The sequence below is a fragment of the Stenotrophomonas maltophilia group sp. Smal13 genome (assembly GCF_030236855.1).
In the GTDB taxonomy this organism is placed as follows: domain Bacteria; phylum Pseudomonadota; class Gammaproteobacteria; order Xanthomonadales; family Xanthomonadaceae; genus Stenotrophomonas; species Stenotrophomonas maltophilia_A.
In genome coordinates, this window is the sequence record NZ_JASJSQ010000017.1 from 44,805 (window position 1) to 62,735 (window position 17,931).

The 17,931-nt window shown below is 64.7% G+C and carries 17 protein-coding genes; 10 read left to right on the plus strand and 7 right to left on the minus strand.

The window, feature by feature from the left end; all coding sequences use genetic code 11:
* The first annotated feature begins 35 nt into the window (after positions 1–35).
* Entirely contained in the window at positions 36–2,417 is a 2,382-nt protein-coding gene (gene pbpC / locus QRO95_RS08275; protein WP_285302253.1) for a penicillin-binding protein 1C, read from the plus strand.
* 114 nt (positions 2,418–2,531) lie between these two features.
* On the opposite strand, the gene QRO95_RS08280 is transcribed toward pbpC, so the two are convergent.
* Both QRO95_RS08280 and QRO95_RS08285 read right to left on the minus strand, forming a co-directional pair.
* Positions 2,532–3,107 carry a bacterioferritin gene (locus QRO95_RS08280; RefSeq protein ID WP_049421227.1) on the minus strand — a complete coding sequence of 192 codons (576 nt, stop codon included), beginning with the start codon at positions 3,105–3,107 and terminating at the stop codon, positions 2,532–2,534.
* A 29-nt stretch (positions 3,108–3,136) separates the two neighbouring features.
* Positions 3,137–3,619, minus strand: a complete 483-nt coding sequence (locus tag QRO95_RS08285) for a peroxiredoxin (RefSeq protein ID WP_032127816.1) — start codon at positions 3,617–3,619, stop codon at positions 3,137–3,139.
* A 260-nt stretch (positions 3,620–3,879) separates the two neighbouring features.
* Here QRO95_RS08285 and QRO95_RS08290 point away from each other — a divergent pair, with 260 nt between their 5' ends.
* Complete coding sequence (locus tag QRO95_RS08290) at positions 3,880–4,773, plus strand: DnaJ C-terminal domain-containing protein (RefSeq protein ID WP_106468840.1); 894 nt, start codon at positions 3,880–3,882, stop codon at positions 4,771–4,773.
* A gap of 88 nt (positions 4,774–4,861) precedes the next feature.
* On the opposite strand, the gene pilH is transcribed toward QRO95_RS08290, so the two are convergent.
* Both pilH and QRO95_RS08300 read right to left on the minus strand, forming a co-directional pair.
* A complete protein-coding gene (gene pilH / locus QRO95_RS08295) occupies positions 4,862–5,233 on the minus strand; it encodes a twitching motility response regulator PilH (protein ID WP_005410644.1) in 372 nt (123 codons plus the stop codon).
* Positions 5,234–5,321: 88 nt separating this feature from the next.
* The gene (locus QRO95_RS08300; protein ID WP_285302254.1) at positions 5,322–6,317 is read right to left on the minus strand and encodes a YhdH/YhfP family quinone oxidoreductase; all 996 of its coding nucleotides are present in this window, start codon (positions 6,315–6,317) and stop codon (positions 5,322–5,324) included.
* Between the two features lie 153 nt (positions 6,318–6,470).
* Between QRO95_RS08300 and hflK the strand changes: the two genes are divergently transcribed.
* The 5 genes from hflK to QRO95_RS08325 all read left to right on the plus strand — a co-directional run bounded on the left by hflK (position 6,471) and on the right by QRO95_RS08325 (position 11,181).
* On the plus strand, positions 6,471–7,604 hold the full coding sequence (gene hflK, locus QRO95_RS08305) for an FtsH protease activity modulator HflK (RefSeq protein WP_049401370.1): 1,134 nt from the start codon (positions 6,471–6,473) through the stop codon (positions 7,602–7,604).
* On the plus strand, positions 7,601–8,464 hold the full coding sequence (gene hflC, locus QRO95_RS08310) for a protease modulator HflC (protein WP_010482785.1): 864 nt from the start codon (positions 7,601–7,603) through the stop codon (positions 8,462–8,464). Before hflK ends, hflC begins: the two co-directional genes overlap by 4 nt.
* A gap of 66 nt (positions 8,465–8,530) precedes the next feature.
* The gene (locus tag QRO95_RS08315) at positions 8,531–8,716 is read left to right on the plus strand and encodes a DUF2065 family protein (protein ID WP_005410640.1); all 186 of its coding nucleotides are present in this window, start codon (positions 8,531–8,533) and stop codon (positions 8,714–8,716) included.
* A 413-nt stretch (positions 8,717–9,129) separates the two neighbouring features.
* Complete coding sequence (locus QRO95_RS08320; RefSeq protein WP_014038120.1) at positions 9,130–10,422, plus strand: adenylosuccinate synthase; 1,293 nt, start codon at positions 9,130–9,132, stop codon at positions 10,420–10,422.
* 117 nt (positions 10,423–10,539) lie between these two features.
* Positions 10,540–11,181: a hypothetical protein gene (locus tag QRO95_RS08325; protein WP_285302256.1), complete on the plus strand. Its 642-nt coding sequence runs from the start codon at positions 10,540–10,542 to the stop codon at positions 11,179–11,181.
* 110 nt (positions 11,182–11,291) lie between these two features.
* Here the strand turns inward: QRO95_RS08325 and QRO95_RS08330 are convergent, their stop codons facing one another.
* The gene (locus QRO95_RS08330) at positions 11,292–12,533 is read right to left on the minus strand and encodes a DUF4062 domain-containing protein (RefSeq protein ID WP_285302257.1); all 1,242 of its coding nucleotides are present in this window, start codon (positions 12,531–12,533) and stop codon (positions 11,292–11,294) included.
* A gap of 378 nt (positions 12,534–12,911) precedes the next feature.
* Between QRO95_RS08330 and QRO95_RS08335 the strand changes: the two genes are divergently transcribed.
* Both QRO95_RS08335 and QRO95_RS08340 read left to right on the plus strand, forming a co-directional pair.
* Positions 12,912–13,451 (plus strand): potassium channel family protein, encoded by a 540-nt coding sequence (locus QRO95_RS08335; RefSeq protein WP_285302266.1) that lies wholly within the window; start codon positions 12,912–12,914, stop codon positions 13,449–13,451.
* Between the two features lie 152 nt (positions 13,452–13,603).
* Complete coding sequence (locus QRO95_RS08340; protein ID WP_285302258.1) at positions 13,604–15,727, plus strand: methyl-accepting chemotaxis protein; 2,124 nt, start codon at positions 13,604–13,606, stop codon at positions 15,725–15,727.
* Between the two features lie 63 nt (positions 15,728–15,790).
* Here QRO95_RS08340 and QRO95_RS08345 read toward each other — a convergent pair whose 3' ends face one another.
* Together QRO95_RS08345 and QRO95_RS08350 are read right to left on the minus strand one after the other, a co-directional pair.
* On the minus strand, positions 15,791–16,588 hold the full coding sequence (locus tag QRO95_RS08345; protein WP_132810610.1) for a hypothetical protein: 798 nt from the start codon (positions 16,586–16,588) through the stop codon (positions 15,791–15,793).
* 77 nt (positions 16,589–16,665) lie between these two features.
* Positions 16,666–17,070, minus strand: coding sequence for a hypothetical protein (locus QRO95_RS08350; RefSeq protein WP_285302259.1), 405 nt, complete (start codon positions 17,068–17,070; stop codon positions 16,666–16,668).
* 107 nt (positions 17,071–17,177) lie between these two features.
* Here QRO95_RS08350 and QRO95_RS08355 point away from each other — a divergent pair, with 107 nt between their 5' ends.
* The gene (locus QRO95_RS08355) at positions 17,178–17,900 is read left to right on the plus strand and encodes an AraC family transcriptional regulator (protein WP_285302260.1); all 723 of its coding nucleotides are present in this window, start codon (positions 17,178–17,180) and stop codon (positions 17,898–17,900) included.
* Positions 17,901–17,931: the final 31 nt, after the last annotated feature.

Here is a 17,931-nt window from a genome sequence, read left to right on the forward strand (position 1 = left end):
CGTCCCGCTGGCAAGCTCCAATCCGGCACGCTGCAATGAGAAACACGACGACGACCCGGCTGGCGGCCCTGCGCCGCCGGCTGCGGCCGCTGTGGCCGTGGCTGCGCTGGGGCACGGCTGCCACGCTGGCGCTGCTGCTGGTGCTGGATTTCGCCTTCCCGCCGCCGCTGCCGAAGCAGCGCGATACCAGCACCCTGGTGGTGGCTGCCGACGGCACGCCATTGCGCGCGTTTGCCGATGCCGAGGGCGTGTGGCGCTACCCGGCATCGATCGACAGTGTCTCGCCGCTGTACCTGCAGGCGCTGCTGACCTACGAAGACCGCTGGTTCTGGCGCCATCCGGGCATCAACCCGCTGGCGATCCTGCGTGCCAGCGGCCAGCTGCTGCGCGGCGGCCGCATTGTTTCCGGTGGCTCGACCCTGACCATGCAGGTCGCCCGCATCCTCGACCCGCATACGCGCACGCCCTGGGGAAAGCTCAAGCAGATGCTGCGCGCGGTGCAGCTGGAAGTGCACCTGAGCAAGCAGCAGATCCTGGCCCTGTATCTGGAGCGCGCGCCGTATGGCGGCACCATCGAGGGCGTGGAAGCGGCCAGCTGGGCCTATCTGGGCAAGCCGGCGGCGCAGCTGTCGCATGCCGAAGCCGCGTTGCTGGCGGTGCTGCCACAGGCGCCGAGCCGGCTGCGCCCGGACCGCCATCCGGAAGCCGCGCAGAAGGCGCGCGACAAGGTGCTGTCACGCATGGCCGAACTGGGCGCGTGGACGCCGGAGGAAGTGGAGGATGCGCGCATCGAGAACGTGGTGGCGCGCTCGCTGCGGCCGCCACTGCATGCCGCACTGCTGGCGCAGCGACTGCACTCGGCGTACCCCGGCCAGGCACGCATCCAGAGCAGCATCGACATCGGCCTGCAGCGCACGCTGGAAGAACGCGTGGCCAGCTATTTCTCGACGCTGCCCGAGCGCACCTCGGCCGCCTTGCTGGTGGTCGACAACCAGACCCTGCAGGCGCGTGCCTATGTCGGCACCTTGGCGTTCGGTGACCGCCAGCGGCTGGGCCACGTGGACATGGTGCAGGCCTGGCGTTCGCCGGGTTCCACGCTCAAGCCGTTCCTGTATGCAATGGCGCTGGACGATGGCCTGATCCATTCGGAAAGCCTGCTGGTCGATGCGCCGCAGAGTTTCGGCAGCTACCGCCCCGGCAACTTCGACATGGCCTTCAACGGGCCGATTGGCGCCTCCAGCGCATTGCGGCTGTCGCTCAACGTGCCCTCGGTGGACCTGCTGCAGCGGGTTGGGGCCGCGCGCTTTGCTGCGCGGCTTTCGCACTCCGGCATCCAGCTGCGTTTCCCGCCGGGCAGCACGCCCAACCTCTCGCTGATTCTGGGCGGTACCGGTGCGCGGCTGGAAGATCTGGTCGGCGCGTTCGCGGCGCTGAACCGCAACGGCATTGCCGGACGCGTGCGCTACACCGATGACGAACCGATGATCGAGCGGCGACTGGCCTCGCCGGGCGCCAGCTGGATCGTGCGCGAAATGCTGGAATCGAACCCGCGCCCAGGCTACAGCGTCGGTACGTTCGATGTCGGTGGCCGCCCGCGCGTGGCGTGGAAGACCGGCACCAGTTACGGGTACCGCGATGCGTGGGCAATCGGCAGCACGCGCCACTACACCGTGGGCGTGTGGGTGGGCCGGCCGGACGGCACACCGCTACCGGGCCAGTACGGCGCGGTGACTGCGCTGCCGCTGATGTTCGAAGTGGTGGACAGCCTGCCGCGCCAGCGCGGCGATTCGGCTGCTGCACCGATGCCGGCAAGTGTCAGCCAGGAAGATATCTGCTGGCCCACCGGCGAACGCGCCGAAGGCCTGCCGACGGCACTGTGCCAGCGGCGGATGTCGGCCTATCTGCTGGACGGCGCGGCACCACCGACCTTCCCCGAGCGCGAGGCGCGGCGCTGGCAACCGGGCCGGCAGCGTTACCTGGCTGATGCGCACACCGGCCTGCGTGTATCGGCCGATTGCCGCAATCCACATGAGGAAGTAGCGCGCGAGATCGCGCGCTGGCCGGCGTTGTTGTCACCGTGGCTGCCCAAGGCCACACGCGCTGCCTCGCAGTTGCCGGCGCTGTCGCCGGATTGCCGCGACGACGGGCGTGAGGCCAGCGTGGCCCTGCACATCGATGGCCTCAATGATGGCGCTGCACTGGCGCGTGCACCCAATGCCGAACATGGCGTGCGCCTGCAGCTGCGCGCGCTGGGCAGCGAGCAGGCGGTGGACTGGCTGCTGGATGGCCGCTGGATCGCGCAGACCCGAGGCGCGCAGTTGATGCAGCGCGAGTTCGCCGATCCGGGCGCACACACTTTGACCGCGCTGGCGGCCGATGGCGCGTGGACGCAGGTGCGGTTCAACGTTCTCAGGTAGATGCCGACCTAGGTCGGCGCGCGGTCCAACGCCAACGACACCGTCGTGCTCTGGTAGGTGCCAACCTTGGTTGGCACGCGGCAAAGACGCCCACCAAGGTGGGCATCTACCAGATCATTCCCCGATCCACCCATCCAGCAGGTCGGCGAACTCGTCGGCGTGCTCCTCTTCCTGCGCCAGTATCTCTTCAAGGATGCGCTTGGTGGTGGTATCGCGGTCGCCGATGAAGTTGATCATCTCGCGGTAGCTGTCGATGGCGATGCGTTCGGCCACCAGATTCTCGCGGACCATGTCGCGCAGGTCGCTGCCTTCCTTGTATTCGGCATGCGAACGCGCGGTCAGCGTATCGGGGTTGAAGTCCGGCTCACCGCCGAGCTGGACGATGCGCTCGGCCAGCTTGCCGGCGTGCGCCTGTTCCTGCTGTGCATGTTCGAGGAATTCGGCTTTCACCGCGTCGGCCAGCATGCCCTTGGCCATGAAGTAGTGCCGGTAGTAGCGCAGCACGCATACGTACTCGGTGGCCAACGCATCGTTGAGCAGCTTGATCACGACCTTGCGGTCGGCGCTGTAGCTGTCGGTGATCGCACCGTCTTCGATGTTGCGCCGCGCGCGTTCGCGCAGGGTCTTGCGGTCACTGATACCGGGCACCTTTGCGGCAGGCTTTGCGGCTTTGGCTGGCTTGGTGGACATGGCTGGCCGTTTCCTCTTGCGGTGGAAGATCAGGTTGGCAGGTGCTCCAGCACGTATTCGGCCGAAGACACTTCGAACTGGCCGGGCTGCTCGATCCAGGCCGCACGCACCACGCCATCCACCACGTACAGGGCGAAACGGCGTGAGCGGATGCCCATGCCCGAGGCGCTGGCGTCGAGCTCCAGGCCGAGCGCACGGGTCAGTTCGGCATTGCCGTCGGACAGCATCAGCAGGCCGTCGGGCACGCTCTGGTCGGCAGCCCAGGCCTTCATCACGAACGGGTCGTTGACCGCCATGCAGTAGACATCGATGCCGCGCTGGCGGAACGCCTGGAATTTCTCGACGTAGCCGGGCAGGTGGCGCGCCGAGCAGGTCGGGGTGAACGCGCCGGGCACGGCGAACAGCACCACCTTGCGTGCGTCGAACAGCGAATGCGTATCGAGCGTTTCGATGCCCTCGCGGATGCGCTTGAGGGTCACTTCCGGAATGCGGTCGCCGACATGGATGGTCATGGGGAACTCCTTGCTGGGGCAGGCTAGTGGGCCGGATGGGACAGGGGCGTCAAGACATTGGAAAACCCGTGTGCAGGCCCCATCTTCAGGCTTTGCGGCGGGGGCTTCCAGCCACAGCGTGGCGCATGGGGATGGCAGCCGCATTGCGCAGGATCAGTCGGCCTCACCGTGGCCGCACGAGGGGCGGCGTAGCATGCCGGCGCGTAGAATGAACCCGGGGCGGCGCCACCGGCGCGGCCGAAGCAGATCGAGGTAGCTGGATGGAATTCAAGGATTACTACGCCACCCTGGGGGTGGAACCGAGCGCGGGCGAGGCGGAGATCAAGACCGCCTACCGCCGGCTGGCACGCAAGTACCACCCGGACGTCAGCAAGGAGGCCGGGGCCGAAGACAAGTTCAAGGCGGTCAACGAGGCCTACGAGGCGCTGCGCGATCCGGAAAAGCGCGCGGCCTACGACCAGCTGCGCGCGCAGGGCTATCGCCCGGGCGAGGAGTTCAACGTGCCGCCGAACTATGGTGGTGCTGGCGGTTTCAATTTCGAGGAAGTATTCGGCGGTGGCGGCCCCAATGGCGGCTTCAGCGACTTCTTCGAGAGCCTGTTCGCGCGCCAGCGTGGCGGTGGTGGCGCTGGTCCGGGGCCGGGCTTCAGCAGCCAGGGCCACGCGCCCAACCGCGATACCCGCGCCAAGCTGTCGGTTCCGCTGGAAGCGGCCTACAGCGGCGACAGCCTGCGCATCACCGTCAACGGCAAGCAGCTGGACGTGCGCGTGCCCAAGGGCATCCGCCCGGGGCAGGTGATCCGCTTGGCCGGGCAGGGCAACCATGGCGGCAACCTGCTGCTGGAAGTGGAATATGCCGCCCACCCACAGTTCGAGGTCGATGGCCGTAACATCCTCTATACGCTGCCGGTGACCCCATGGCAGGCCGCGCTGGGTACCAGCATCAGCGTGCCGACCCTGGGTGGAGCGGTGGAATTGAAGATTCCGGCCGATTCCGATGCCGGCCGCAAGCTGCGTCTGCGTGGCCGTGGCCTGCCGGGCAACCCGGATGGCGACCAGATCGTCGAGATCGAGATCGTGGCCCCGGCCGCGACCGACGAGGCGCAGAAGAAGGCCTACCGGAATCTGGCCAAGGCCTTCGGCGAGACCATTTGAAGGTAGTGCCGGCCGCTGGCCGGCAACTTCATTGCCCGGGACGGTGATGCGTGGTTGCCGGCCAGCGGCCGGCACTACCGCGCGTGTCTCAGCCCTGGCCGGCGAACACCCGTTCCAGCACCTCGGACAGTTCGTCTTCCGAGAACGGCTTGGTGATGTAGGCCTTGGCACCCTGGCGCATGCCCCACATGCGGTCGGTGTCCTGGTCCTTGGTGGTCACCAGGATCACCGGGATATGCCGGGTCGCCTCGTCGCGGGCGAGGGTGCGGGTGGCCTGGAAGCCATTGAGGTTGGGCATCACCACGTCCATCAGGACCAGGTCGGGCAGCTCGGCCTTGGCGGTTTCGACCCCGGCGGCGCCATCGGTGGCGGTCAGGATCTGGTGCCCGAGCTTCTCGACGATGCGCTGTATCCCCAACAGCTGCGACGGTGAGTCGTCGACGATCAGAATGCGTGCCATGTTGTTCCCCATGTAATGCCCGCAGTGTAGTGCGGGCCCATTACTGGCGGGAGGGGCGCATCTGCCGTCCGTCGCCTGCCTGCGACGTTCAGTCGATCCGCACCACTGTGCGGCCCAGCGAACCGCCCGCCAGCATCCGTTCGAACACGGCAGGAAGGCCATCGAGGCCGACTTCGGCGGTGCAGATGCGGTCCAGGTGCTGCGGCTTCCAGTCACTGCCCAGCCGCGACCACACTTCTTCGCGCAGCCCACGCGGTGCATTGGCCGAGGACACGCCCAGCAGTGACACGCCGCGCAGGATGAACGGCATCACCGTCATATCCAGCGTCGGGCTGGCTGCCAGGCCGGCACTGACCACGCTGCCGTAGGGCACGGTCTGCGCCAGCAGGCTGGCAAGCATGTCGCCTCCGGCATTGTCGAGGCCCCCGCCGAAGCGGGCCGACTGCAGCGGGCCGGTGTCGGACAGTGCCTCGCGCGGTAGTACTTCAGTGGCGCCGATACCATGCAGGAACTCGGCCTGGTCCGGTTTGCCGCTGACTGCGTGCACGGTGTAGCCGGCACGACTGAAGATCGACAGCGCCAGCGCGCCGACGCCGCCGCTGGCGCCGGTGACCGCCAACGGGCCGAGTTCCGGCACCTGCCGGTTGTCCTGCATGCGCAGCAGCGCCAGCGCCGCCGTGAAGCCGGCGGTGCCCAGCACCATCGCCTCACGCGGGGTCAGCCCGGCCGGCTGGGCGATCACCGCACGCGACTCCAGCCGCACATACTGGCTGTAGCCGCCATCGCGGGTCTCGCTGAGGCCGCAGCCGGTGGCCAGCACCGCATCGCCTTCACGCCAGTCCGGGTCGGTGGATGCCACCACGGTGCCGGCCACATCGATTCCGCCGACCAGCGGGAAGCGGCGCAGGATCATGCCCTTGCCGGTGCCCGCCAGCGCGTCCTTGTAGTTGACCGAAGACCAGTGGGCGCGGATCAGTACCTGGCCAGGGTTGAGGTCGTCGACATTGAGCTGGGCCAGGCCGCTGCGGTAGCCGGCGTCGTCGTTTTCGATGCGGAAGGCGGTGAACGGGGTGGTGGGGGCCATCGGCGTTGCCTGACTTCGAGGAAAACGCCACCTTACCCCGTTGCCCCCCTTTCGATCCTGCCGATCCGCCCCATCTTGTATGATCGGTGATGGTTTCACGGCTGGTGGTGCGGGAAGGGCCCGCGCCGCAGCCCAAATCTTGATGGAGCGTGCATGGCCTGGAATACACCCGGCGGCAACAAGGGCGGACAAGGCCCCGAGGACAATCGACGCGGGCCCTTCGGGTCGCGCGGCGGTGGCAATGGTGGTGGCTGGGGCGGACTGCCCGGGCCGCTGAAGGACCTGTTCGACGGTGGCATCATGCGTTGGGTGGTGGCAGCCGTGGTGTTGCTGGTGCTGTTCTCCAGCTTCCAGCTGATCGGCGAACAGCAGCGTGGCGTGGTGCTGCGCTTCGGCCAGTTCTCGCGCATCCTGCAGCCCGGCCCGAACTTCAAGCTGCCGTGGCCGATCGAATCGGTCACCAAGGTCAATGCCACCGAGATCAAGACCTTCTCGATCCAGGTGCCGGTGCTGACCCGCGACGAGAACATCGTCAACGTCTCGCTGAACGTCCAGTACCGCATCGACGACCCGCAGCAGTACCTGTTCGGCACGGTCGATGCCAACCAGGTGCTGGAGCAGTCGGCGCAGAGCGCGGTGCGCGAGGAAGTCGGCCGTGCCGACCTCAACGCGGTACTGAACAACCGTGGCCCGCTGGCCGTGGCCGCCGAGGAGCGCCTGCAGGCGCTGCTGAAGGCGTTCAAGACCGGCCTGACCGTGACCGGCCTGACCCTGCAGGACGCCCGTCCGCCGGAAGAAGTGAAGCCGGCCTTCGACGAGGTCAACGGTGCGCAGCAGGTCAAGGAACGCCTGATCAACGAAGCCCAGGCCTACGCCGCCAAGGTCGTGCCGGAAGCCCGAGGCCAGGCCTCGCGTGCCCGTACCACCGCCGAAGGCTACAAGCAGGCCGTGGTGTCCAAGGCCGAGGGTGACGCACAGCGCTTCAGCCTGCTGCAGGCCCAGTACAAGGACGCCCCGGAAGTGACCCGCAAGCGCCTGTGGCTGGAGACCGTGCAGCAGGTGCTGAGCGAGAACCGCAAGGTGATCGGTGGCGATGGCCGCCAGCTGATCTACGTGCCGATGACCGGCGATACCCGTCCCACCACCTCGGCCCCGCCGGGAGTGACCAATCCGGAGGTGGTGATGCCGTCGCTGCCGGGTGCAGCGGCGGAAGCTTCCCGTGATCCGGGCCGGCCGGTGGGCCGCCCGACCGGGCGACCGAGCGGCCGTGAGGAGGGCAGCCGATGAAGAGTCCTATCTGGATCGCCGTGATCGTGGCGGTGGTGCTGGGCCTGCTTGGCTCGGTGTACGTGGTCCGCGAGGACCAGACCGCCATGGTGCTGAACCTGGGCAAGGTGGTGCGTTCGGACATCAAGCCGGGCCTGCACTTCAAGGTGCCGGTGGTGGAAACGGTGAAGGTCTTCGACCGCCGCTTCCAGGTGCTCGACACCGCCCCGGCGCGTTACTTCACCGCCGAGCAGAAGGACGTCAGCGTCGACTTCTTCGCCATCGGCTACATCTCCAACGTGGGTGACTACTTCCGTGCCACCGGTGGCGATCCGCGCATCGCCAACGCCCGCCTGGCACCGATCATCACCGACTCGCTGCGCAACCAGATCAACTCGCGCACCCTGCAGCAGCTGGTCTCCGGCGACCGCAGCGAGCTGATCGCCGAGCAGCTGAAGGGGATCAACGAAGCGGTGGCCGGCCTCGGCATGCAGATGATCGACCTGCGCATCAAGCAGGTGGACCTGCCCACCGACAGCCAGGTGATCAATGACGTGTACGAGCGCATGCGCGCCCAGCGCAAGCAGGAAGCGGCCAAGCTGCGTGCGGAGGGCGAGGAGCAGTCGTTGACCATCCGCGCCCAGGCCGACCGTGACAGCACCGTGCTGATCGCTGAGGCCGAGCGTGATGCACAGCGCCTGCGCGGTGAAGGCGACGCCGATGCGGCGCGCATCTACGGCAAGGCCGGCTCGGCCGACCCGTCGTTCTATGCGTTCTACCGCAGCCTGGAGGCCTACCGTGGCTCCATGACCGACGGCAACGGCGTGATCGTGCTCGACAAGAACGACCCGTTCCTGCAGTACCTGAAGAACGACCGCTGAGGTCGCAGGGCAGTACCCCACGGGGCCCGGCCAGATGCCGGGCCCCGTGCTTTTTCCGGAGTCCCCATGAAAGATCTGTTCGCCGCCGTCTGCCTGGTGGCGGTGCTGGAAGGCCTGTTCCTGTTCGTCGCCCCGTTCGCCTGGAAGCGCATGGCCGAGCGCCTGCTGGACCTGCCCAGCCCGGCCCTGCGCAGCTTTGGCGGGCTGGTGCTGCTGGCCGGCCTGAGCCTGCTGTGGTGGGCGCGGCATTGAAAGGGTAGTGCCTGACCGGCCGGTACATGCGTGGCCCGGCTCTGGTAGATGCCAACCTTGGTTGGCATTGCCGGCCAGCGGCCGGCACTACCGGAGGCGTCTGACTGGCCGGCACATGCGTGGTCCGGCTCTGGCAGATGCCAACCTTGGTTGGCATTGCCGGCCAACGGCCGGCACGACCGGGCGGGGCGGCTGACCGGCCGGTGAAGCCGTCCGTCGGAAAGGTGGCACCCGACCCCGGAAACCCGGATAATGCACAAAAGCCGGACGGGCCTCCCCGTTCGGCTTTTTCCGTGTCTGGGCCTTCCATCGCCGGCTGCTCCCCGTTTGGAGCCGCCCTCAAGGTGCTGGCCAGCCCCGCCACGGTTCAACCGTCCGCGGCCCCGATGGCCGCAACATATGAGGAGCCCGTCATGGGTCAGTCTGTCGTAGTGTTGGGTGCCCAGTGGGGCGATGAAGGCAAGGGCAAGATCGTCGATCTGCTCACTGAGGAAATCGGCGCCGTCGTGCGCTTCCAGGGCGGCCACAACGCCGGCCACACCCTGGTCATCAACGGTAAGAAGACCGTCCTGCACCTGATCCCGTCGGGCATCCTGCGTGACGATGCGCTGTGCCTGATCGGCAACGGCGTGGTGATCTCGCCGGCCGCGCTGCAGAAGGAAATCGCCGAGCTGGAAGCCTCCGGCGTGGAAGTGCGTTCGCGCCTGAAGATCTCCCCGGCCGCGCCGCTGATCATGCCGTACCACATCGCCCTGGACCAGGCGCGCGAGCGCGCTGCCGGCGGCAAGGCGATCGGCACCACCGGCCGTGGCATCGGCCCGGCCTACGAAGACAAGGTGGCGCGTCGCGGCATCCGCATCGCCGACCTGCATTACCCGAAGCAGCTGGAAGAACTGCTGCGCACCGCGCTGGATTACCACAACTTCGTGCTGACCAAGTATCTGAACACCGATGCGGTCGATTTCCAGAAGACCTTCGACGAAGCGCTGGCCTTCGGCGAATACGTGCAGCCGATGAAGTCCGACGTGGCCGGCATCCTGCACGACCTGCGCAAGCAGGGTAAGCGCGTGCTGTTCGAAGGCGCGCAGGGTGCGCTGCTGGACATCGACCACGGCACCTACCCGTACGTCACCAGCTCCAACACCACCGTCGGTGGTGCACTGGCCGGTTCCGGCGTCGGCGCCGATTCGATCGACTACGTGCTGGGCATCGCCAAGGCCTACGCCACCCGCGTCGGCGGCGGCCCGTTCCCGACCGAACTGGACGACGAAGTCGGCCAGGGCATCCGTGACCGCGGCGCCGAGTACGGTGCCTCGACCGGCCGTCCGCGTCGCTGCGGCTGGATGGACATCGTCGCGCTGAAGCGCGCCGTGGCCATCAACGGCATCAGCGGCCTGTGCATCACCAAGCTGGACGTGCTGGATGGCATGGAAAAGCTCAAGGTCTGCATCGCCTACGAATACAACGGCAAGCGCACCGAGTACGCGCCGCTGGACGCGCAGGGCTGGGAAGACTGCACCCCGGTGTACCTGGAGTTCCCGGGCTGGAGCGAGAACACCCACGGCATCACCAACTGGGACGACCTGCCGCCGGCCGCACGTGCCTACCTGCGTTCGCTGGAAGAGCTGGCCGGTTGCCCGATCAGCATCGTCTCCACCGGCCCGGACCGCGACCACACCATGGTCCTGCAGGATCCGTTCGCCTGAGGTAGCGCCGGGCGCTGCCCGGCGTAGGTGACAGTAAGAGCCCCGCGAAAGCGGGGCTTTTTCGTTACTGTGTCGGCACGGCCAGCAGGGAAATGACGTGATGACCCGGATGTCAGCGTGAAGGGCGTAACGGTGGTGCGGATCACCCTGTGGGTGCTGTGGAGCCTGTGGGCGCTTGCCTGCGCGGTGCTGGTGCTGGGCGCGATCGCCAACCACATGGCCTCGCGCACGCAGGTGCTGCCTGTGGTGCTGAGCCCGGGTGCGACGTCCGAGGTCACGGTCTACCGCTTCATCGATGACCAATTGCGGCTGCGCCTGCGTTACGCGGATGACGGTACTTCCACGGCGATCGATCCTGAGGTGCGCCTGCGCGTGGAAACCCCGACAGATCGGACCGACTTCCGCGCCGAAACGCGTTCGGGCGTGCCGGGTTCCGGCATCACCCGTGCGCTCGAGTCGGTTGAGCCTGCTGGATTTGCCGCCTCGTACTTCGGTTATGGCCGGGGGGATGCGCTGCCGCGCGGGCGTTCGTGGCTGCGGGTGACCGTTCTGGAGGTCGAGCCCGCGCTGGCGGGGCGCGTGGCCTCGGTGGAACTGCTGCCACCGATGGACGTACTGAAGCTGACCGACCTGGACTACGCGTGGCTGTGGCCGTTCTTCTTCTGGAAGGTGGCGGCGTTGTTCCTGCTGATTCCGGGCGCTGCCTTGGCGGTCTTTACGCTGGCCTTGCGGCGCTGGCACAGGAACTTGTTTCAGTAGTTCCTTGCAGAGGCAAATGAGCCGCAACACCGTGCTGCGGCTTCTACACTTGATTGCACTGGAAGGGGCCTGCCTTGCCTCGCTGTCCTTTGGCTGAATTCACTGCGAAGTCACAGCCGACCTATCAGATCTTCCATGAAATCGTTGGCTGACATTTCGACTTTATTCAAATGGAATCGATTGAGCAGTATTTCTTCCATGGGGTCTGCGATTGGAGAAACCATTATTCCCTCAAGGCTCTCTGGTCTTTGGGAGAGGATCTCAGGGATGAGTCCATCGCGAAGTCCGTGACCTATCACCGTTACAGGATTCTTCCGTGTAAGTTGCTTCGCCATCATGACAAGCTCTGAATTCACATCCATGGCTGTTTCTTGTTGAGTCAGGCGAAGCGATTTTGATGTATCCAAGCTTCCTGCAAGTTTGTAGATTGGCAGGCGATTTCCAACCTCGGGGAGCGGCTGACCAGGAAGCATGACAACGTATGGAATGCCCTGCTGTTCGCAAGCCTGCTCGAATAGGCTATCGAAATTGGTGGTAATGATCGCGCTGAAATACGCCGCCGAGTGCTTGTGAGCTGATGTCGGTTGAGGGTTTCCTAGCTTCTCCATTGCTTCCGCCAATCGATTAATCAGCTGTTCTTTGCCAAATCTAAAGGTGTAGAACTCGGCTACATCACTGAAGTTGAACCGCTCCGATTGGCTCGGTTGATCCCAGATTTCGTGAGAAAGTAGTCCGATCAGAAGCGATGCAGTAGGCATTCCTGCGGCAATGGACATCCCTGCTCCAGCAATTAGGACGTCCTTGTTGGTGGAACGGTTTGAGGTGGAGAGCACCGGGCGTGGGATTGACGTCGGCTGACGACGGGGGTAGGGCGGGTTCTTGAGGAACGTATTTCGGAGAAGATCAATGACGGCGGCGCCAGCAAGCTCTGAAAGCTCGTCGGCGAAGTCGAATTCCTGTCGAAATGCGCCATCGGACCATTCGGAAACTTCGCGACGAAAGTCGTCCCGGGAAGTGTCTACAGGGAGGCCGTACCTCAGTCGCTTCTGGAACGGGAGAATGATCTTTCCGAGTTCCTTCGCATGATCGTACTCAAGGTGTGTAACTGATTTTCCCAAGTTGGCGCCATGGCCGCTATTCGGCATCCAACCATATCTGTCGCCCAAGATGAGAATCACGATTTGGCAGCTATCTATTTCGCCTTTGATCCTATCCCAGCTGTTGAGGCCGGAAGGGGGCATGGCTTCAGCATTTACAGGTTCAATGCCAAGCTCTTTGAGCCTTCTGGCAACGAGCCGTCTTTCGTTCACAAGATCGTCCATGGTGCTGCTGATGAAAGCTCTGAGTGTCATTGGGAGCGCCGGATGTGGAATCCTTGGACTTTAATATAAAATGTCCGGCAGGAGGGGGTGATTTCTGCAGGTTCCCATGGTGAAGTTGCACTGACCGGCAGTTCGAGTGCTATGTATCTGCAGCACGATGTTCCATTTTCGAGAATTCTCCTTTCGAGTGGGATTGGGAGGGGCTAGACGCCAATGTGGGGGGAGCGAGCGATTCGCTTCTAGTCCTGATGAAGGTAGTGAGTGCTTGGAGGTTCTGGGAAAGTTGTATCGTTGCTGCGAAGCGCTTGCAGCGAAGAGTGCATGAACGGTGGGTTCTGCTAAAGCGATGGCTGCACAGTGCCGCTACCTCCTCATTGGCCAACCGGAGGAGATGTTGACGTGTGGAAGATGATGGTGAAGTTCGTGAGGTGGATGGAGCTCAAAGATCCCAGTGGTCGCTCTCGATTCATTCTGAGCATGGGGCTGGTCATTACGGCGGCACTACTGCCACTGTTGAGGGCGTGGATCCCATTGAATGTAGTCCTTTGGATTGGGATGCCGCTCATTGCAGTCAGCTATGCGAGCTTTGGTTTCATCAGCCACAGATACGTTCGGTATACCCGAGAGCAGCTTGTCGCCGCCCCTCTAGTTTTTGTGTCGGCTGCCATTCTCTTGATTCTTGTGTTCTCCGGTTACTACATCGCTTTCCCGATCTCAATTTCGACTCGGAATTATGTGCCTATCTCCGGAGATCTGACTTCTGCGATTTATTTCTCTACTGCAACGTTCACGACGCTTGGGTATGGCGATATCGTGCCGGCGAACGATCAAGGGAGATGGGTGGTAATGCTTGAGTCATTGTTGGGGATGACTCACATGGTACTTTTTATCCTGACCTTTCTCCGAAATGTCGACTTTAGCCAAAGTGAAGATGGCGGTGAGAAGTAGCTTGTACGACGATGCTGGCTTGGTCGTCAGCGTTCCAGGAATCATCTGACTCTTCACTTTAATGAACGAATTCGGGAGGTACACCGCGGCCCATATCAAGTGCAGTAGTACATGTGCCGATAGGGCCACATCCCCCCGTTTTGGATGTACCGATGAACTATTTGAGGAACGTCAGGGTTGCCTGGCGTCTTGGGCTGGGCTTTGGCCTGTTGCTGCTGCTGGTTGCCGCCGTGGTGGCCACCGGCGCCACCGCCAGTGTCGTGCAGAAGCGCGCGATGCAGCAGGTGGTCGACGTCAGCGTAGCCAAGGTGCGCCTGTTGTCGCAGATGCTTGATGCCAACAACCAGATGATGGTAGTGCGCCGCGAGATGCTGATCCGCCAGGGCGATGACCGCGGCCACGACGAGCAGCGTATCGCCGATCTGGTCAAGCGCTACGAGGCCAGCTGGACCGCCTACCAGGCGCTGCCCAGCGACGCCGACGGCAAGGCCATCGCTGAAACCATCGCCGCCAAGCGTGCCATTGCGCGCCCGCTCAACAAGCAGACCAGCGAACTGATGGAGCAGGGCGACTACCCGGGCGCCGTAGCGCTGACCCTGGGCCCCGTGCAGGAAGCGGCAAACGGCTGGAACAAGGCGCTGTCCGATGGCGTGGACTTCGAAGAGAAGGAAAGCCGTGATGCCGCCGCCGAGGCGATCCGCCTGGGTGAGCGCAGCCTGCTGCAGCTGCTGGTGCTGGGCGGCGTCGCGCTGCTGGTGGGCATTGGTGCCTCGGTGATGATCGGCCGCAGCCTGACCGGTCCGCTGGCCCGCGCGGTGAACCTGGCCGAGCGCCTGTCCAAGGGACAATTGGACCAGGAGTTCCGCCTTGGTGGCCGCGATGAACTGACTCAGCTGGGTGAAGCCATGGCCAGCGTGCGGCAGAGCGTGCAGGCGGCGATCGGCGCGCAGCTGCAGATGGCCGAACAGCACGAGGCCGGTGCGATCCGCTATCGCATGGACGCCAGTGCATTCCCCGGTGACTTCGGTCGCATGGTGCAGGCCACCAACAGCCTGGTCGAGTCGCACGTGCAGGTGGAACTGCTGATGGCCGAGGTGATGCAGCGCTACGCCATCGGCGACCTCAGCCGTGACCTGCCCGACTACCCGGGCGAGAAGGGCACGCTGACCCGTACCCTGGCCGCAGTGAAGCAGAGCCTGATGGCGATCAACGCGCAGATCGATGAGCTGGCTCGCGCCGCGCGCGCCGGTGATTTCAGCATGCGAGGCGACGCCGCTGCTTTCCAGTACCAGTTCAAGGCGATGGTCGAACATCTCAACGGCATGATGGCCAGTTCGCAGGCCAGCATCGCCGATGTCTCCGACGTGCTGCGCGCGATCTCGCACGGCGACCTGACCGCACGCATGGACGGCGAGTACGACGGCGTGTTCGCACGCATGCGCGACGATGCCAACACCACCACCGCACAGCTGACCGGCATCGTGCGTGGCATCCAGGTGGCTGCCGACAGCATCAACAACGCGGCGCAGGAACTGGCCGCCGGCAACAATGATCTGTCGCGCCGCACCGAGCAGCAGGCAGCCAATCTGGAAGAAGCGGCCGCATCGATGGAGGAACTGACCTCCACCGTGCGCCAGAACGCCGAGCTGGCGCGTCAGGCCGACAGTGAAGCGCATGCGGCCGGTGCCGCCGTGCGCGAGACCGAACAGGCGATGGCACAGATGGCATCGGTCATGGGTGAGATCGACCAGTCCTCGGCACGCATCTCGGAAATCTCTACGGTGATCGACGGCATCGCGTTCCAGACCAATATCCTGGCGCTGAATGCTGCGGTGGAAGCGGCGCGTGCAGGTGAGCAGGGGCGTGGTTTTGCCGTGGTTGCCAGCGAAGTGCGCACGCTCGCGCAGCGTGCCGGTGTCGCCGCCAAGGAGATCAAGGAACTGATCGAAGATGCCGCTGCCAAGGTGAAGAGCGGCCTGGCAGTGACCGTTGAATCGGAAGCCGCGATCGCCCGCGTAGCCCAGGCAAGTTCGCGCACCACCCAGCTGATGAGCGACATCGCAGCGGCAAGCAAGGAACAGGCCGCCGGTATCGAGCAGGTCAACCAGGTGGTGGTGCAGATGGACCAGGTGACCCAGCAGAACGCTGCGCTGGTGGAAGAAGCCACCGCCGCCAGCCGCGCACTGGAAGAACAGGCGCATGCACTGACCACGTCGGTGTCGGTGTTCAAGGTGGAAGGCGACACAGCTTCGGTTGTGCCGCGTCGCGCAGCCTGAGCTGCTGCGCGGTAAGCGTTGTGGTGCCGGTCACACCATGGGCGTCCATGGTGTGACCGGATGTCAGTCCACGACTTTGCTGATATGTCCGTTCTCAATCTTCCAGATCACGTCCTTGGCCGTACTCACGAACAGTGGCGCGCGTGCCCAGAGACTCCAGTAAACGTGGACCTCGGTCGGCGTTGGATCGAGTAGGTGGGTCACCATCATGGCACCCTTCCGCGGTGGACGCTGCAGCGTGATGCAGGAGAGGGTGTAAGGCCGGCTGGAAGTGATCTTTTCATCCGCGATTTCCACGCGATGGCTTCCCCCCAGAGGCACCGCTGCAGGATCGAATGTGCCGGGAAGCAGGTAGACACTCCAGGCATTTGCCGTGCCGTCCACGTTCGGTAGCACGACCGTGTTGTAGTTCTTCGAGCACGCTTGAAACTTGCTGCTCAATGCCAGTGCACGCGCAGCTGCCGCGCCGGCCTCATAAGGCGATAGTGGCTCGGGTGGCGACAGGGTCTGTACAGGACCGGCAAGCGTTCCCTTGTCGTCGGTGACTACCCGATACAGCACGCTACTGTCACCTCCGAGGATACTGACGACATAGCGGTTGTCGCGTTGTTCGGTGACCCATCCAGCAACGCGGTCATCCTTGCGCATTCCCTTCGCTACGAGTGCGTCGGTTGCGCGTTCGGCGGCAAGATCATGTTCGAACAATGACCGGCCGAGAGATTCGATCCGCGCAATATCGGCGTCCGCAGTCGCGGTCGCAGCCTGACGGGATTCGTGGGGTGGGTCAGAGGCGGTGATCGCATGCGCAGCGGGTGCCATCGATAGCAGGGCTGCCAAAGCTGCGGAGCATTGGACATTCATGGATGATTCCCCTTTGCCGCGTCCAGCGGCTTGGAGAAGTATGGCTGATCTGCGGGCTGCAATCCCGATTGACGGGCTCAGCTGCTGGCGCGGGTACGTGCCGCTTTCTTCGCCGCCACCTTTCGCGCGGTCTTCCTCGCCGCACGGGTCTTCGCCGCTTTCTTCGCGGCAGCACTACGCGATGCAGGGGTGGTGGCCTTCTTCGCCACCGTCTTCTTTGTTGCCTTCTTCGTGGCCGTCTTGCGGGCCGGCGCCTTCTTCGTAGCAGTCTTCTTGGCAGCCACCTTCCTGGTGGTGACCTTCTTTGCCGCCTTGCGCCCACTGCCACTGCGCTTGCCACCGCCGTCCTGCTTGTTCACGGTCGCCCACGCGATGCGCTCGGCGGTGCTTTCGCTGGCACCGCGCTCGCGCTCGCTGTCCTCGATGTGCTCGGCCTGGCGCTTCTGCTTTTCGGTATAGGCGGACTTGTCACCGCGGGGCATGGCCGGTTCTCCGGTGGGGGCTGGCCCCCACGGTGGGCCTGGCGGCGTTAAGCGCAAGTCCCGCAAGGGTGATCGCACCGGCAAGGGGCCTCGGCTATGCTTGTGGCATGCGAGTCGAGCCCGCCGACATCGAAGCCCTGTTCGACGCCATCCCGGATGTGCTGTTCTTCATCAAGGACCTTCAGGGGCGTTACACCCACGTCAACCAGACCATGCTGCGGCGGCTGGGCCTGCGCGCGCGCAAGGACGTGATCGGGCGTACCGCGGCCGAGATCTACCCGACCGGCCTCAGTGCGGACTACGTCGACCAGGACGCCCGCGTGCTGTCCGGTGAGGTGATCGAGAACCTGATGGAGCTGCACCTGTTCGCCAACCGCGAACCGGGCTGGTGCCTGACCTGCAAGCGCCCGCTGGTGGTCGATGGGGCCATCGAGGGCCTGATCGGCATATCCCGCGACCTCGGCCAGAAGGACAGCCTGGGCACCCAATACGAGCAGCTGCGGCTGGCCCTGGCCCACCTCAATGCGCACTACGCCGAGAACGTGCGCATGCAGACCCTGCTGGACATCACCGGCTTCTCGCTGTCGAAGCTGGAGCGCAGCTTCCGCAAGGTGTTCCAGATGACCCCGCAGCAGGTGCTGACCCGGCTGCGGATCCAGATGGCCATGCACCTGCTGCACGGTGACGACAGCATCGCCTGCATCGGCCAGGCCTGCGGTTTCAGCGACCAGAGCGCCTTTACCCGCAAGTTCAAGGCTGAAACCGGTTTCTCGCCGCGCGCCTACCGGGCCCGTATTGGTGGCAACTTCGGCGAGCCGGCGCTGGCCTGAGCCGCCTGCTGCGCTGTGCCTATCCCCGTGG

What these genes read in the sequence shown, in the direction of transcription:
- pbpC (WP_285302253.1), top strand. Translation starts at nt 36, where the DNA reads ATGAGAAACACGACGACGACCCGGCTGGCGGCCCTGCGCCGCCGGCTG.
- QRO95_RS08280 (WP_049421227.1), bottom strand. Translation starts at nt 3,107, where the DNA reads ATGTCCACCAAGCCAGCCAAAGCCGCAAAGCCTGCCGCAAAGGTGCCC.
- QRO95_RS08285 (WP_032127816.1), bottom strand. Translation starts at nt 3,619, where the DNA reads ATGACCATCCATGTCGGCGACCGCATTCCGGAAGTGACCCTCAAGCGC.
- QRO95_RS08290 (WP_106468840.1), top strand. Translation starts at nt 3,880, where the DNA reads ATGGAATTCAAGGATTACTACGCCACCCTGGGGGTGGAACCGAGCGCG.
- pilH (WP_005410644.1), bottom strand. Translation starts at nt 5,233, where the DNA reads ATGGCACGCATTCTGATCGTCGACGACTCACCGTCGCAGCTGTTGGGG.
- QRO95_RS08300 (WP_285302254.1), bottom strand. Translation starts at nt 6,317, where the DNA reads ATGGCCCCCACCACCCCGTTCACCGCCTTCCGCATCGAAAACGACGAC.
- hflK (WP_049401370.1), top strand. Translation starts at nt 6,471, where the DNA reads ATGGCCTGGAATACACCCGGCGGCAACAAGGGCGGACAAGGCCCCGAG.
- hflC (WP_010482785.1), top strand. Translation starts at nt 7,601, where the DNA reads ATGAAGAGTCCTATCTGGATCGCCGTGATCGTGGCGGTGGTGCTGGGC.
- QRO95_RS08315 (WP_005410640.1), top strand. Translation starts at nt 8,531, where the DNA reads ATGAAAGATCTGTTCGCCGCCGTCTGCCTGGTGGCGGTGCTGGAAGGC.
- QRO95_RS08320 (WP_014038120.1), top strand. Translation starts at nt 9,130, where the DNA reads ATGGGTCAGTCTGTCGTAGTGTTGGGTGCCCAGTGGGGCGATGAAGGC.
- QRO95_RS08330 (WP_285302257.1), bottom strand. Translation starts at nt 12,533, where the DNA reads ATGACACTCAGAGCTTTCATCAGCAGCACCATGGACGATCTTGTGAAC.
- QRO95_RS08335 (WP_285302266.1), top strand. Translation starts at nt 12,912, where the DNA reads ATGATGGTGAAGTTCGTGAGGTGGATGGAGCTCAAAGATCCCAGTGGT.
- QRO95_RS08340 (WP_285302258.1), top strand. Translation starts at nt 13,604, where the DNA reads ATGAACTATTTGAGGAACGTCAGGGTTGCCTGGCGTCTTGGGCTGGGC.
- QRO95_RS08345 (WP_132810610.1), bottom strand. Translation starts at nt 16,588, where the DNA reads ATGAATGTCCAATGCTCCGCAGCTTTGGCAGCCCTGCTATCGATGGCA.
- QRO95_RS08350 (WP_285302259.1), bottom strand. Translation starts at nt 17,070, where the DNA reads ATGCCCCGCGGTGACAAGTCCGCCTATACCGAAAAGCAGAAGCGCCAG.
- QRO95_RS08355 (WP_285302260.1), top strand. Translation starts at nt 17,178, where the DNA reads ATGCGAGTCGAGCCCGCCGACATCGAAGCCCTGTTCGACGCCATCCCG.